At 52.6% G+C, this 14,173-nt stretch carries 11 protein-coding genes; 4 read left to right on the top strand and 7 right to left on the bottom strand.

Going from position 1 to position 14,173, the window contains the following annotated elements; genetic code table 11:
- Nucleotides 1–14: 14 nt before the first annotated feature.
- On the bottom strand, nucleotides 15–461 hold the full coding sequence (locus L0664_RS05480) for a helix-turn-helix domain-containing protein (RefSeq protein WP_235224611.1): 447 nt from the start codon (nucleotides 459–461) through the stop codon (nucleotides 15–17).
- Nucleotides 462–616: 155 nt separating this feature from the next.
- Here L0664_RS05480 and L0664_RS05475 point away from each other — a divergent pair, with 155 nt between their 5' ends.
- The gene (locus tag L0664_RS05475; RefSeq protein ID WP_235224610.1) at nucleotides 617–1,288 is read left to right on the top strand and encodes a YqiJ family protein; all 672 of its coding nucleotides are present in this window, start codon (nucleotides 617–619) and stop codon (nucleotides 1,286–1,288) included.
- Nucleotides 1,289–1,342: 54 nt separating this feature from the next.
- On the top strand, nucleotides 1,343–2,992 hold the full coding sequence (locus L0664_RS05470; RefSeq protein ID WP_235224609.1) for a flotillin family protein: 1,650 nt from the start codon (nucleotides 1,343–1,345) through the stop codon (nucleotides 2,990–2,992).
- A 137-nt stretch (nucleotides 2,993–3,129) separates the two neighbouring features.
- Here L0664_RS05470 and L0664_RS05465 read toward each other — a convergent pair whose 3' ends face one another.
- The 5 genes from L0664_RS05465 to L0664_RS05445 form a co-directional block, all read right to left on the bottom strand.
- On the bottom strand, nucleotides 3,130–5,010 hold the full coding sequence (locus L0664_RS05465; RefSeq protein WP_235224608.1) for a PhoX family protein: 1,881 nt from the start codon (nucleotides 5,008–5,010) through the stop codon (nucleotides 3,130–3,132).
- A 102-nt stretch (nucleotides 5,011–5,112) separates the two neighbouring features.
- Entirely contained in the window at nucleotides 5,113–6,090 is a 978-nt protein-coding gene (locus L0664_RS05460) for a glycerophosphodiester phosphodiesterase family protein (RefSeq protein WP_235224607.1), read from the bottom strand.
- A 540-nt stretch (nucleotides 6,091–6,630) separates the two neighbouring features.
- Nucleotides 6,631–7,779 carry a P-loop NTPase family protein gene (locus tag L0664_RS05455; protein WP_235224606.1) on the bottom strand — a complete coding sequence of 383 codons (1,149 nt, stop codon included), beginning with the start codon at nucleotides 7,777–7,779 and terminating at the stop codon, nucleotides 6,631–6,633.
- Nucleotides 7,780–8,200: 421 nt separating this feature from the next.
- The gene (locus L0664_RS05450; RefSeq protein WP_235224605.1) at nucleotides 8,201–10,708 is read right to left on the bottom strand and encodes a S8 family peptidase; all 2,508 of its coding nucleotides are present in this window, start codon (nucleotides 10,706–10,708) and stop codon (nucleotides 8,201–8,203) included.
- Between the two features lie 11 nt (nucleotides 10,709–10,719).
- Entirely contained in the window at nucleotides 10,720–11,673 is a 954-nt protein-coding gene (locus tag L0664_RS05445; protein ID WP_235224604.1) for an AAA family ATPase, read from the bottom strand.
- A 662-nt stretch (nucleotides 11,674–12,335) separates the two neighbouring features.
- Between L0664_RS05445 and L0664_RS05440 the strand changes: the two genes are divergently transcribed.
- Complete coding sequence (locus tag L0664_RS05440; protein ID WP_235224603.1) at nucleotides 12,336–12,878, top strand: recombinase family protein; 543 nt, start codon at nucleotides 12,336–12,338, stop codon at nucleotides 12,876–12,878.
- 386 nt (nucleotides 12,879–13,264) lie between these two features.
- Here the strand turns inward: L0664_RS05440 and L0664_RS05435 are convergent, their stop codons facing one another.
- Nucleotides 13,265–13,660 (bottom strand): MerR family transcriptional regulator, encoded by a 396-nt coding sequence (locus L0664_RS05435; protein ID WP_235224602.1) that lies wholly within the window; start codon nucleotides 13,658–13,660, stop codon nucleotides 13,265–13,267.
- 41 nt (nucleotides 13,661–13,701) lie between these two features.
- Between L0664_RS05435 and L0664_RS05430 the strand changes: the two genes are divergently transcribed.
- Nucleotides 13,702–13,968, top strand: a complete 267-nt coding sequence (locus tag L0664_RS05430) for a hypothetical protein (RefSeq protein WP_235224601.1) — start codon at nucleotides 13,702–13,704, stop codon at nucleotides 13,966–13,968.
- The last annotated feature ends 205 nt before the right edge of the window (nucleotides 13,969–14,173 follow it).

Raw genomic sequence — 14,173 nt, 5'->3', positions numbered from 1 at the left:
CCTTTCAGGTTTGGTCAGGTGGTTTCCCAAAAATCGGAAGGCATATCATGAAGCTGTTGCGCGGCAGCATCATCGATCCAGTCTTGTTTTTCGTCGTCCGACCAGTCTGCAAATCCTGATTGTCGCAACGCCATTGCCCGCGCCCGCTCCAGCGCCCGCCGGTACTTAAGCTGCTCAATCGGCGCGTCCGGGACAATGGCGTAAACAAATGTGCCCCCCATCGCAGCGGCAAGGTTCTCCATTTGCTTTAGCGAAATGGACCCTTCTTTTTCGCTGCGTTCCGCCTGATAGACCGCATTTCGGCTGACACCCTTGCGCTGCGCCACGTGCTCGGCGGACATGCCCAAGGCCAGTCGCATTGCGGCGATCCAGCCCTTTTCGGGGCTCGATCTGTCGGCAAATTGCTCGGCCTTACGATCGAGCATCCGTGCGATGCGCCTGCGTTGCATAAAGTCCGGCATGGATATCCTTTGGCCATCGTTTTGACGACTTACCCTTTGATATATAGTTCCAACGCGCCAATTTGCCAACTTATTCCGACAAAATTACAATTATCTGCACATATATCCCTAACATTATCGTGAAGAAGTACTATATGTATGTGGAAGGAGACATGATGTTTGACTTGTTTTTGCTGCCCAACGCCTTGCCGTTTTCCATTGCCCTTGCGGTAACCGCGGGCCTGTTTGTGATTGAAATCGTTAGCCTAATGCTGGGCGCCACAGTTCTTGGCCTTGGCGGCGAAGCACCCGATATTGATATCGACACGGATTTCGATCTGTCTGCGGACATCGATCTTGATGGGTTGGACGCAGATGTTGTTGGTGAACTGTCCCCTGCGCCCTCCGGTATCCTAACGTGGATCGGGGCGCGTGATGTGCCGTTTCTGATCTGGCTCGTCTCGTTTTTGACGATGTTTGGCCTGTTCGGTCTGATTGTGCAATCAGTCGCGATCTCAGCGCTCGGGACGCCGTTGTTCACACTTCTTGCCGTGGCGATTGCGGTTTTCCCCGCCCTCGCCGTTACCCGGATCATCGCCAACTGGGTCGCGCTGATAATGCCAAAGACAGAAACCAGCGCCCTGCGCATGCGGTTTCTTGGCGGAAGTCGCGGCACAATCACCCAAGGCACCGCGCGGCGCGGCGCCCCCGCCGAGGTCAAGATCAAAGACCGGCATGGCAACATTCACTACCTGCGGGTTGAACCGCTGGATGATGACGGGGTCTTTCCCCAAGGCAGCGATGTCACCCTGATCCGCAAGCGCGGCGACAAGTTCTTTGTCATCTAAACCGCGCGCCTGACCCAAATTAAACCAATGCAACACGACCCGAAGGAGTACCTTATGGAACTTACCAATATTCTTACGATTGCCGGTATCATTGTCGGCCTTTTGATCTTCATCGGCCTGATCATGGCCCGTTTGTACAAACGCGCAACGCGCGAAACCAGTCTGGTGAAAACCGGGTCTGGCGGCAAAAAGGTGATCATGGACGGGGGCACGATTGTCGTCCCGTTCCTGCACGAGATCGCCAAGGTCAACATGAAGACGCTGCGCCTCGAAGTGGCGCGCGTGAACGAACAATCCTTGATCACGAAAGACCGGATGCGCGTTGATGTGGGCGTCGAATTCTATGTGTCAGTCAACGCGACGGACGATGGCATTTCACGCGCCGCGCAGACGCTGGGTGATCGCACGTTCCACGTCGAACAACTGCGCGAGATGATCGAGGGTAAGCTGATTGACGGCCTGCGCGCCGTTGCCGCCCAGATGACCATGGACGAGCTGCACGAAAACCGCGCGAGCTTTGTTCAGGAAGTCCAGAACGCGATCTCAGAGGATCTGTTAAAGAACGGTCTTGAGCTTGAGGCCGTGTCGCTGACCGCACTGGACCAGACGCCATTTGAATCGCTGGATGAAAACAACGCGTTTAACGCCGTTGGTATGCAAAAACTGGCCGCTGTCATCGCGACGTCGCGCAAGGAACGCGCTGAAATCACGGCAGAGGCGGACGTGTCTGTTGCGCGATCCGAAATGGAAGCCGAACGTCTGAAGTACCAGATTGATCGTGAAAAAGAAGAAGCATCCATCGTTCAAATTCAGGAAATTCAGACCCTGCAAGCGCGCCAAGAAGCGGAAATTGCGCGCAATCAAGAAGCGTCCGATCAGGCGAAAGATCAGGCGCGCATTGAACGCGAACGCGCCGTTCGCGAGGCTGAGATCGCCAAAGAACGCGAACTTGAAGTTGCAGATCAGGAACGCCAGATCATCGTTGCCAAAAAGTCCGAAGAAGAAAGCCACGCCCGCGCCTCCGCCGACAGTGCACGTGCCGAAGCCAAGAAAGCATCGGAAGCGATTGAAACAGCCCGCGCTGTCGCTGAGGCCGAACGTCAAAAGCAGATCGCACTGATCGAGGCTGAAAAAGAGGCCGAGCGTCAGGCCACGGGTATCCGCCTTGCTGCGGCAGCGGAAAAAGACGCCGCAAGTGACCGCGCTGCTGCCAAACTGGAAGAAGCCCAGGCAGATGCAAACGCGATGATCGTGCGTGCGGATGCGAAAAAGGCAGACCTGCTGGCGACAGCCGAAGGCCAAACCGCGATTGCCAATTCCGAGAACGAGTTGAGCAGCGAAATCGTCGCCATGAAAATCCGTCTGGCAAGTCTCGAAGCGATGCCCGCGATCATTGCCGAAATGGTCAAACCTGCGGAAAAGATCGACTCGATCAAGATCCATCAGGTCACAGGTATGGGCCATGGCATGGGTGGCGGCGCTGGTGCAGACGCTGCATCCGGTGGCGGTGGCACGCCGGTCAATCAGGCGCTGGATTCAGTGCTTGGCATGGCACTGCAGATGCCCGCGATGCAGGCCTTGGGTAAGGAACTCGGCATCAGCCTCGAAAATGGTGTGGCTGGCGTGACCAATGACATTTTGGATGTGCCCGCTGCAAAGCCCGATGCTGCATCCAAAATGGATGACAAGATCGCCGACGCATAATCACACGAGAGAGCCCGCGCAGGCCAGTTGTTGCGCAGAGCGGCAAGTTTGGCCAAGGTCCAGCTCCGGCAGCGTCAGTCAAAAAAGGGCCTTGGCAAACATGCCAAGGCCCTTTCACGCTTCATGGCTTTAGGGGGTTACCCGACCGGCGCATTATCATCGCGTTTGATCGCAATGATGCTGGATCGCGCCAGCTTACCGTCACCATCCGGAAACGGGGCGGCAGGGTGTTGAATACCGACAAACATCGTCCGTCGATCTGCGGACCAGGTCAGCCCCGTCACCTCAGAGCCATAGGGCCCCGTCATGAACCGTTCAATCTGCCCCGTGACAGGATCCCCCGCGAGCATCTGGTTGTTCCCCATGCCAGCAAAGTCACCTTCGTTTTCATAGTCGCCATCAGTTTGGATCCAAAGCAGCCCGGTGCTGTCAAACATCATCCCGTCGGGTGAATTGAACAGATTGCCCGCATTGATGTTGTCCGACCCTGCGTAGGCGTCATCATGCACCTCTGGATTGCCGGCCATGACGTACAAATCCCATGTGAATTCTGTCGCGGCATGATCATCGTCCGCAGGCCGCCACCGCACAATCTGTCCGTATTGATTGGCCTCGCGCGGGTTTGGGCCAATTGCAGGCGTTTCGTCACCGCCCGCGTTGGGCAAAAGGCCACGGTTCTTGTTATTGGTCAGCGCGCAATAACATTCGACCGCAGTTGGATTTACGGCGACCCACTCCGGGCGATCCATTGTGGTCGCCCCGACGTTTGATCCCGCGCGGCGGGTAAAGATCGCAATTTCGGCCGGTGTCATGCCCGTGGTTTCGGGCGTCAGGGCGATCCACTCTCCGCTCAGATCATCGTTGAATTTGGCGACGTAAAGCTGCCCGTCATCCAACAAGGTGCTGGTGTCACCGCCCGGCGTATACACCCCGTTCGAGACGTATTTGTACATGAACTCACCCCGTTCATCATCCCCCATATACACAATCACCTGGCCATTAGGTGCCAGCGTCGCCGCCGCGTTTTCGTGTTTGAAACGGCCCAAGGCTGTGCGCTTGATCGGTGTAGACGTTGGGTCTGTTGGATCGATTTCAACAATATACCCAAAGCGATGCGGTTCATTCGGTGTTTGCGAGACATCAAAACGAACATCAAACTTTTCGTAGGCATAGCGGCCTTCTAGGCCAATGCCATAACGGGCATAATCTGCCGGTTTTTCGAACGCGGCATCTGTCGACCCGAAATACCCGTTAAAGTTTTCTTCGCAGGTCAGATAGGTCCCCCACGGCGTTTTCCCGGCACCACAATTGTTCATCGTGCCCAAGACCGTGCGCCCTGTCGGATCGGCGTCTGTCATCATCAGGGTGTGGCCCGCGGCAGGCCCCGTTACCTTCATCGGCGTGTTGTGCGTAATGCGACGGTTCAGGTCGCTGTCCACAACAATATCCCAACCATTTTCACCCTCTGCGACTTCCATCACGCAAACACCCTGAAGGTTTTGCAGCTTCGTCACATCCTGCGCACTTGTCGGGATGCCATCCATGTTCTGTGGCAGGTTCAATTTCGGGTTCGCGTATTCATGGTTCACAGCAATGACTTGACGATTGCCGACAGTGAACAGCTCCATCCCGTCTGTGTTCTCACCGAAAACACGGTCCGAGGATGCAAGATCACCACCGGTCGTGTGATCAAATTCAGGGGCATCCGAAAACAACGGCTGGCCCCACTTGGCGACGGGATGCCAGCTGTATCCCTCAGGGACATGAACGGTCGCGTCCGTTGCAATTGGAATGGGTTTGAACCCGATGCGACTGGCGATTTGCGCCTGTGCTGCGCCAGAATTCAAAAGCCCCGTCCCCATGACAGCTGCCCCAGATCCAAACGCCAAAACACGCCCTAAAAACCCACGGCGGTTCATGGCACTGTCAACGACGCCATCAAAATCCGTTGTGTCCGGACGCGGGCTTTGTAATTCGTCCCAATCATCCCATGACAAGTGTGAAGTATCATCTTTCATTGTGCTGGCTCCATGCTCGCATTTCATACAAGCACAGGCGTAGTGAGCATTTGATGCACGAAGATGAAGGTTTTGTAAGATGTTTGTGACTTAAGCCCTGCCTTAGTCTTCGGCCATGATGCGGGGGGCGATCACCTCAATTCGGTCGGTCCAGATATAGCCATCAAATGCATCCGGCACCTGAGAGAGAGCGTCGATATCATTGATGCTGCTGATGAACCCCGTCCCGTCGTAGGGGCCGGCCAAGACAACATCTGTGCCAACCGCGCCAAGACGTTTCGTAAAACGATGCGGCCAACCCCACAATAAACCCGTGTAATTTTGAGGCACGACAACAAACGTGTCACGGCAGCTCTCCGGGATATGACCACTCCAACCTAAGGCCAGATACCGGGTAAGGCAGCCCTTCAAAGACGCTCTGTCGAACCCACGCAAACCGGGCGTCATTTCAATCGCGGCCCGCGTGGGCGGCGCCCCTCCGTAAACACCGAACACCTGATCGGACATTCTAAGTTCCGCCAATCTTCGGGCAAACTCGGCGCCATCTTCCGCACGGTTGCTTTTGAAGTTGATCAGAAGTTGCCCGTCCCAATCCACGCCCAACACATCCGTCAGGGACGGCATTAGGCCAACGCCCTGCCCCCGAAGAGGATAGGTGCCGGTTGCGTCATCAATGCGGTACGCGACATCAAGGGTTTGAAGATACGCAAAGCTCTGCTTATGGGTGACGCCCGTTCCGTCCGTGCGGCAATCAAGGGTCCAGTCGTGAAACACAGCAAAAACGTTGTCGGATGTAAGATGAACATCGATCTCCACGACATCTGCGCCAAGGCGAAATGCCTCTGCAATAGACGGCAATGTGTTTTCGACGAAAGGATGTTCAATCGTCTCAACCGGCGCCGCATGACACGAGTCAATCGAACGATCCGTACCTGCATAGACTTGGTGTACACCTCGGTGGGCTATCAAACGGGTATCGTGGTTTTCTAGCCCCGCCACAAACAAGGATGTGTTTCCTGCCCAAAGCGCCACCACCATCAAGACCAAAACAATACTAAGCGATTTCAATTTTTTGCGCATAATCGAATGGATAACCAAGATCCGCACACTGCGAAAGCGGCTATTGGCGCAACCATGGTTCAGTCCGAAACCGTGCCAAACCACAGGCGGCACGACCCGTCTTGAAACGTGAAAATGCGCCAAGATTACGCAAACCCGTAACCCACTTAAGACAGATCAGAAAAACAAGGAGCCCAGCATTTACGCTAGATGAAGTGGCGGACAGACAGTCATTCAATCCAGATCCTAATACATTGTCTTTAATAATTTAAATTTTCGCTCGATCGCAAACTACACTTCTACAACACTTTCTTCTCGCGCTGTCTTTGCGCCAAGAACTTCACCGCCGGTTTCGAAGTTGACGTTGCGCGAACTTGAACGGAGCTGAGATCACAATCGGTACTTACGGCCCTGAGCTGCCCTTGAATGCGCATCTTCAATGCTGCAGCCGCAGCCCACATTCCGGACATTCGCTGAAGTGGCAAATCCTGAAGATCGTCCTACTCACATGTTGGAGGTTGCGGAAACACTCACCGCAACCTCCAATCCAGTGATCATTTTTCATTTGACGTCTTTGTCGGCCCTTTGGTCGGCGTAAGCTTTCAGCATCGTTTCCGTGTACTCTACGGTACTTTTGGTGTGCTCACCTAATCCTGGCCAAGCAAAGGGCAACTCCCGCAGACAGAGTTCTTGATCAACATTTATCCCGAGTTGAGCCGCAACTGCGAGTGCCGAAATAGGTTCCTTGTGCTCCGGCCAGAGGTATTCATCAAAGGTGATGCATACGTCATTGTCATCATGAACAAAGATATCGGCGAATAAAGCACCCAACCGCTCACTAACGTTCGAAGCATCTTCAACAAGTGCACTTCGCATGAGTAGAGTTATCTTTTCGGCATCTAAATCCAGTTTCGGTCGTGTATCCGCAATATCGACCACTAGCTCCGGCCTCCCTTGCTTCTCTTTGTTAGAAAATGGCTTTGGCCGTGCATCATGGTCTTCAAGCCACCAAGGACTTTCGAAGATATTGAGTGGAGACGCGTCACAACGTGGGCAATGCCAAAGACTCCTGGCAATCTGTTCGCTAGTTATCGAAGTATCACAATGCAAGCAGAACCACTTATCTGACTCAGCTCCGTTTAAGGGATGACGGACGAGACCGTCTTTGTCTGGCTTTGTAGAACGTCTTGGCCAATCTGATGCTATTCCCGCACGAACCTGTTCCGCTCGTTTGATCGCGATGCCGAGCGCTTCTTGCTGAAATGGGGCTTCATAAACTGGAGCCTCGTGCTCAATCTGTTTTGCGATCTCTAGGCGAGGCTCCCCGTTTGGAGCTTCAGGCACGTAAAGGTGCCAACCTGCCCCATGCATATGAACGTCGCCCATTGAAGCTGAGATAGAGTATTCGTGCCCATCAATGGTGCCGTGTTGAACATCTGTCTCGAAGACTGAGTCTCCAATAAATGACCCAGATCGAGGCCCACCAGCTTCATCGCCGGGCAACGCTTCGACGAGCAAGCTTTCAACGGCAAAGACATGCTCCTTTGTTGGGGTCCATCTGGCTCTATGCGCCTTAATAACGTCGTTCCAGTGTGAAAAGCCCAGTACTTCGGCAACCGCATCACGCGCTTTGTGGAGAGGTACCTGTTGAGCTCGCGCGTAGCGCTTGGACAGTTCTTTCAGTTTCTTAAGATAGTATGTCGGTTTCATGATCCATATCCGAACTGGATCCGAAAAGGTGCCCGCTGCTTATCGGACCCTGCCAAAGGCATGGTATCCAAAAAAATGAAGTCGCGTTGCTTTGCTTCGCATGGCGGGCACACCGGCCTACGCGCTAGGCCAAGTACATGATTGCCCGCTCGACCGAAAAGGTCAAGCGGCCCAGATCGGAACTTGGAATAAGTATTGAGATGCTGCGATGGCAAACCGCATTGCGGAAATTGAGCTCGCACTTTGAGTAGATAAGAGCGTGACATGCCTAGCAGGTCAGCAGGCTAGTTCATGGAGACCTGCTTAGCGTGGTCTGGATATACACCATGCAATGGAAGCAACCTCATCGAGACAATAGATTAGAGCTTCTTCTTGCGAACCTTCCCATCGACCAACCCTTGGCGGTTGTACGCCGGCCTCACTAAACTTGAATTTGTTGCTCAATTTCGATTGCCACAGGCGTATAGATGTCGACGTCCGTTTTCGGTGTTCGAATGGCGATTATAAGACTGTAACGTGCTTTCGAGTCACCTTTGCCGAGGTAAGGGCGCTCTTTCCACCAGCCGGAGCGCGGAAAGACACCAACAACGCCAGCTTCCGCAGCTTCGGCAGCTGTCATCTCCACCCAATCTCTATGAATTGAACCTCGCGTTCGACCTTTTTTCTCGCCAATCTGCCAATCTACCCCAGAGCCACCATAGTCAGTGTCATCATCTTCACGAGCGGCCTTATTGAGCCGAGTTACGAATTCGTCCAAGCTTTCAGTCGGCTTCTTAAGATTAAAGTCCAAGCCGTGCGATCTGTAGCGATACTTATCCCGCCAACCGATTTCACCCGGACCAGGCTCGATGAAGTAGGAGAGCGTAACGTCGATGGTAACCATGGTGTCTAGCGGAAGATCGTTAAGTGCTTCTTTTGGCCAAGGCAGAGCATAGAAATGCATGTCATTCGCTTTGAAGTCATTTTTCTTTTTCTCTTGAAACGGCTGAATTTCCCCTTGCACAATCATTGCCAGGCTGTTGCTCGCCGATGACATCGCACGTTCAACACTTGGTATACCGTAGCCACATGCACGCAACAATCTCTCTCGATTTGCCTTATGTGAGTTGCCGGGGTCCGAGAACTGGTTCCAAAGCTGTTGTGTCCATTGCGCCGAATGGACCATGAGTCCCCTTATCGTTTCAGGCCAAGCGTTGGGATATTGCGCGTGAAGCCTGGCGGCTTGTTCTGTGGCAAGCGCGCTAGCAGCACTTGTAGCATAATTTCCGGTGAAATTGGCAAGCTGCGGCTTATGATTGAGTGACAGCAACGATAGGTCTTCTAGCTGTGTCGTGAAATTCGTGCCATCAACAGCCGCGTTCCCACCTTCAAGTACGATATCTGGTTTATTGGGCCACTTGCTGTCCCACATCATAGAAGTCGTGCTGTAGGGAGAAAGCTGTCCGGCTGTCGCAATGGGCGTATAGATGTTTGCTATATCCGCGTTGGTGATTTGATCCTTGAATGTCACGGCACCGACGGTCAGAGCATTCCAAGCTTGCCCTGGATCATGAATGTCTGACGTGACGTTTGAATCGGGGTAATTTGCCCAATCGGAAGCATTGCGAACGTTGCCTGCCGAAAGAATAAAGAGCCGACGCGCCTCTTGTTCATCATCGACTCCAGCAGCCAAAGCATCAATCATACCCGACCATGATGAAGGTCGGCCCCTATCTCTCCCGTCCGTACTTGTTATCGCCATGCAGATTGCTCTAGTGAACTCTGGGTTCGATATTTCCGCACGCGTAACCGCCTGGCTAGTTCGGTAGCCATTGAGGTCTTGATCTTCCTTGAAGCCAGATTTCGGTATGAGCTTTACCGATTCCAACTTGTATGGCAGCGAAATGGCTGTATCGGTTTGCAACCAATGCCCAAGGTTGTCACCGAACGCGACATTGCCACACATGCTGGTTCCATGTCCGTCTTCGTCGTTGGTTCCCCAATCGGTGTCTACGCTCTCGCAGTCGGCTTCAGCAAGCAAAGGCGCGAGCAACGGGTGCCCATTGTTCGCGCCCGTATCGATCACACATGCGGATGTCTTAGTTCCCGCATCGACACTTAGTCTAGCAGCCAAATTTTGCACCCATTCAGCTTGTTGAGCGTTTTCCATGCCCACCCAAAAATCCGCTGTTTCCTTTGCGCGACGAAATTCGGCAAGATTATCGGTGGAAGATATTAAATCAGTGAGCTGCTGTGAGTTAGCCTCGATAAGCACCACAACGCGCTCCGGAAAAGAGATATGGCCGTCACGCAGCGTTATGTTTAGCGCCTCACAAACCTCCCGAAACACAACAATAGACGCAGCTTCACCTTCTTTTGTCGGAGTGCGCAGCCAGATTTCACAAGCGTGCGGAGCATCGACCGGTGGGATCAAGCCAACATCATCATTCCAGAACGAGTGGAGTAAAGCGATACGAAGATTTTCTACGCTTTCTACCAAGGGCTTGTTTTTAGGCTGGTCTTTCGGTGTGTCTTCGTCTCGGTAACGCCGAACCTTATCTGCAAGTATTTTTTCCTTGCCATGAGGAACAAAAATCGTTGCCCTTTGGGTCTTGCTACCGTTCGGGTTTTCGTGGGCTCGGACGTTTAGTAACCGAATTCCTGATCTTCTTGTTTCAAGGCTTTCGAACTTCAGCTCGAAACCAGCAGCACTCTCAAACTCTACGTACGTTCCTGTACGGGCCGGCAGTGATACGGCTTTTCGCTGTTCTTTGAGGGTAAAAGATTCATCCCAGATCTTATCGAGCGCATTTCGAACATAGTCAGCATGCTGAATGCGATTAGGGCGATCTGGTAGCTGGAATTTAGATCCGCCGCCGGTAGGATTCGTGTATTGTTGGCTATTCGGGACTGTGTTTAGAAAAAGGTGAGGGAATTCTAACTCGGCCATTGGCTACTTTTCTATGTGGAATAAACTGATTTTCGCTCCGCCAACATCTGCAATAATAGTTTTTGCGTAACTGAGGGTCTGTCTGTCAAAATTGTCTCTTTTATTGAATCGTCGCAAGCTTGGGTTACTTCTGCATGGCTTAGACCATGTGCCGCGTTCACAACAGGGTTCATCTTGAATTTCCCTGAAAATACGCCAAGTCGATTTTTTATTAGAGCTTCGATTTCTGTCTTGTCCGGTTTGGCATACCGCAAAATATCGTCAAATCGTCGAAACAAGGCTACATCTAACGCATCAATATTGTTCGTTGCTGCAACCAGTATGCTACGGGAATCGTCGGCTTCAATAAACTGGAGAAGGGCGCTCAAAATGCGACGCATCTCCCCAACATCACTTTCCAAACCGCGTTGCGCACCTATCGCATCAAATTCATCGAAGAGATAAACCCCTGGAGATTTTCGGATCAACGCAAAAATTTGGCGCAGTTTCGCTCCTGTTTCTCCAAGGTACTTTGTGATGAGGCGGTCAACTTGGATAACGTACAGTGGCAATCCGGTTTGATGCGCAAGCACAGCGGCTGTGAGTGTTTTCCCAGTTCCCGGAGGGCCCGACAGAAGCACCTTGCGCCGGTTTTCCATGCCGTGTTTCGCGAGTTTGTCAGATTGAAAATACTCTTTTACAACTCTCTGAATCCGCGAGCGTAATCCTTCGCTAACAACAAGCGAAGTTACATCAGCCGATGGGGAAACCTCCTGAACCAAATCGGCTAGGTCGCCGCTGATAGAAACAACGGAAACGGGGCTTCTGTTTCTTTGGTCAATTAGAGAACGAATTTCATTCGCCAGAGCACCATGACCCTTTTTTGCTTCATTAGCAGCAACTTGCAGCGCAACAGTAACAAACTGCTCATCATCTTTCTTGAGATACGAGTTTATCAGCGCCTTGATTTGTTCTGCTTTGGCCATGTGTAAATCTTGTGTCCGTTGGCGGTCGCACCGCAAAATATAGATACACTGTAGCATACGCTTGACCACAAGCACGCGATTTCTGCCCGCCCGTGAGTAATTTTTGCTGACAGTTGCACACAGCCGTTACGTCAGTTCACGTTGTTGGAAAAGGGGCATTACGGCTTTCAGGCGAAGTCGGCTATTTATCGCAATGTCCGCTTTGACGACCTCATAAGGAACTCTCGCACTCGCAGCGAAAGTCCGCAATCCGCCCAAATTAGCAAACCAAGCTTTGCGTCTTCTTTTGATCGAAGCGCAGTATGTCCATACGTGTGCCGCATGTCATCACACACTGATGTGCCCTACCCTACTCTTATGCGATAACCACGGACGCAGCCTGTTTTCACGATCCTCCAACGCCAGTTTTCGTGTCAAAATGACACAAAAAAATCTTTGATCATGGTGGAGGCGGGTCAGTGTAAATAAACGCGGTGGACTTTGGTCACCCCCCGTCACTCTACCGTCGGCCTCGCAGACTGCATGTTGATAAGAATGCCAGTGTCTATTTTAGGTCTACCCAAAGGCGACATCAGTTTTCCCGCACAAGGGCGTCTCTTTAGGGTTGATTATGCTTTAGTGGACACATAGTCTCAAAAGGTCTAGAAGCATGGGATACAAAAATGTCAGTAGTCGGATACCGTCGGGTTAGCACTGAAGAGCAGAGCTTTGACCGCCAAGATCTTGGACCCGTAGATAGGCTGTTCGAAGAAAAGTTATCGGCCAAGAACGCCAAAGATCGCCCAGCGCTAAATTTCATGATTGATTGGGTTCGCGAAGGCGACGTCGTGGTCGTCCACGCAATTGATCGACTGGCTCGAGACCTGAGGGACCTTCAGTCCATTATCAAAACCTTGAATGACAAAGGTGTAGAAGTCACCTTTCGGTCAGAAAACCTTACGTTTTCGGCCAATTCGGACGATGCCTTCGCTAAACTTCAGCTGCAAATGATGGGTGCTTTCGCTGAGTTTGAAAGAAACATCATTCGGAAGCGTCAGGCAGAGGGGATTGCTAAGGCTCGCGCCAAAGGGATTTACCTCGGCCGTCCCAAAACGGTCGACCGTGCTCAGGTTAAAGAACTCAAAGAAGCTGGTATGGGTGCAACCGCTATTGCGAAGCGGCTTGGGATAGGCAGGGCCACGGTTTACAAAGTTTTGAGTGACTAGGTGTGCCAGAAGCCGCACGCGCCAGGTAGTTTTCGAATGTATTCTGGTATCATTGTGCAGAAACCATTTTCTGCGATTGCGAACTCCGAAATGCATCAATGCCCGCTATGCGGACACAACCGACATTCGTTTTCCCGCCTTCGCTGACGTAGCATCCCCTCGCAGGTGCGGCACGCTTATCGCTGCGTTGCGGCCGATGTCGCCATACCGGCCATTGAAAGCCAGTCAGAGGCGCGAAATTCAAACCGCCCTTTCGCTGCTCGCGGGATCGACCATCGAGGAGCTGGACAGAGCCGACATTCGCTGGAGCTGCGTGAAGGTTCGCTAAGCGAATTTTTTCGAAGATGACTGTTTGTGAAAAGAATAAATGGCGCTTGCAGTGATTTTCACTCCAGCCACAACCCCATATCTTTCAACATCTCATCCATGAATTCTTTGTCTGGCGTGACTATGAAAGCAGCTAGAAGGTCTCGCGCAGCTGTGAGTTCTTCAATCTTGATGTCCACTTCTGCCACCTTTTCAGAAATGATCTGTGCACGCTCCTCGCGCGAGACCGTATCGGAAAACAGCCGGTCCAATGATTCAGTGAGTTCCCTCAGCTTAAAACCCAATCGCTTGGCGAGAGAGATGAGAGAAAGTCGTTCCAACGTCGTGTCGTCATAAATGCGGTAGGTTCTGCTTCCAGCAGCAACGGGGCTGGAGTGGATAAGGCCAAGGGCCTCGTAGTGGCGCAAGCCGTCCTTTGAGAGGCCGGATCGTTTTGCCAGTTCGCCAATCATCATAGCACGACCTCATATTAGTGCTTGACTGTAGGGTATCCGGTGTGCCCAACGAAGTCATTTACGTTGAACCCAACCTGGTTCTGAGCGTGAATCAAAACGTACCGCCCGTCGCCATCCAAGCCGCACTCTCGTCTGCCAATTCGGTGGAGGATGGCGGATCGCTGCAATCTGAAACAGGGCGTACGCTCATTCAGGGCCCGGAAGGCGACGATACTGTCGAAGAGATCGCAGGGCTGACGATTGGCCTTGGCGGCGAGATAGTGACCCAAAAGAACACTTCGTCCGCACTCTGTAAATTCGACCGCTGATCCGTGCTGCGGTCTACATGAATGGCGGTTCTTCCTGCTGCGCGGCGGCACGAAACTTCTCGCTCATGCGGCATTTCCTGCGCCGCGAGCGCACGCAGCACAAAATACGAATTTACAGAATGGGCTCAAAGCAGACTTTCGCTGCAAGGTGCGCCGGTGACCGCTTTGCGGGACTTTTCTGACCTTCGCCGCACGTGCATCAGTG

Origin of the sequence: Octadecabacter dasysiphoniae (assembly GCF_021532615.1) — a bacterium.
Lineage (GTDB): Bacteria > Pseudomonadota > Alphaproteobacteria > Rhodobacterales > Rhodobacteraceae > Octadecabacter > Octadecabacter dasysiphoniae.
This window is presented reverse-complemented; position numbering and strand designations above follow the sequence as displayed.

Coding starts and splice junctions, on each gene's coding strand:
- L0664_RS05480 (WP_235224611.1), bottom strand. CDS start 461: ATGCCGGACTTTATGCAACGCAGGCGCATCGCACGGATGCTCGATCGT.
- L0664_RS05475 (WP_235224610.1), top strand. CDS start 617: ATGTTTGACTTGTTTTTGCTGCCCAACGCCTTGCCGTTTTCCATTGCC.
- L0664_RS05470 (WP_235224609.1), top strand. CDS start 1,343: ATGGAACTTACCAATATTCTTACGATTGCCGGTATCATTGTCGGCCTT.
- L0664_RS05465 (WP_235224608.1), bottom strand. CDS start 5,010: ATGAAAGATGATACTTCACACTTGTCATGGGATGATTGGGACGAATTA.
- L0664_RS05460 (WP_235224607.1), bottom strand. CDS start 6,090: ATGCGCAAAAAATTGAAATCGCTTAGTATTGTTTTGGTCTTGATGGTG.
- L0664_RS05455 (WP_235224606.1), bottom strand. CDS start 7,779: ATGAAACCGACATACTATCTTAAGAAACTGAAAGAACTGTCCAAGCGC.
- L0664_RS05450 (WP_235224605.1), bottom strand. CDS start 10,708: ATGGCCGAGTTAGAATTCCCTCACCTTTTTCTAAACACAGTCCCGAAT.
- L0664_RS05445 (WP_235224604.1), bottom strand. CDS start 11,673: ATGGCCAAAGCAGAACAAATCAAGGCGCTGATAAACTCGTATCTCAAG.
- L0664_RS05440 (WP_235224603.1), top strand. CDS start 12,336: ATGTCAGTAGTCGGATACCGTCGGGTTAGCACTGAAGAGCAGAGCTTT.
- L0664_RS05435 (WP_235224602.1), bottom strand. CDS start 13,660: ATGATGATTGGCGAACTGGCAAAACGATCCGGCCTCTCAAAGGACGGC.